Below are 529 nucleotides of genomic sequence, written 5' to 3'. Positions count from 1 at the left end.
TGTTCGCGCGGGCGGCGCGGCTGCTGCACCCCGAGCGCGAACGGCCGGCGGGCATCCATCCGCAGGCCTGCGTGGCGCCGGAGGCACAGGTGGACGCCAGCGCCCATGTCGCCGCCGGTGCGGTGGTGGAGGCGGGCGCCGTGATCGGGCCGCGTTGCGTGATCGCGGCGAACGCCGTGGTCGGCGCGGCCAGTGTGCTCGGCGCGGACTGCCGGATCATGTCGGCGGCGGTGATCTACCCTGACTGCCGCCTCGGTGATCGCGTGATCGTGCACGGCGGCGCGGTGATCGGCGCCGACGGCTTCGGCTTCGCCCGCGACGGCGAGCGCTGGGAAAAGGTGCCCCAGTTGGGGCGGGTGATCCTCGGCGACGACGTCGAGATCGGCGCCAACTCCACCGTCGATCGCGGCGCGCTGGATGACACCGTCATCGCCGAGGGCGTGAAGATCGACAACCTCGTGCAGGTGGCGCACAACTGCCACGTGGGGGCGCATTCCGTGATGGCCGGCTGCTCCGCGGTGGCGGGCAG

At 73.2% G+C, this 529-nt stretch carries 1 protein-coding gene; it reads left to right on the top strand.

The features are described from left to right. On the top strand, positions 1-529 hold a 529-nt coding region (locus tag G7A99_RS24415; protein ID WP_163144667.1), incomplete at both ends, for a UDP-3-O-(3-hydroxymyristoyl)glucosamine N-acyltransferase.

Source organism: Arhodomonas sp. KWT (genome assembly GCF_010993615.1).
Note: the sequence above shows the minus strand (reverse complement) of the source record. Positions and strands in the feature narration are given on the sequence as shown.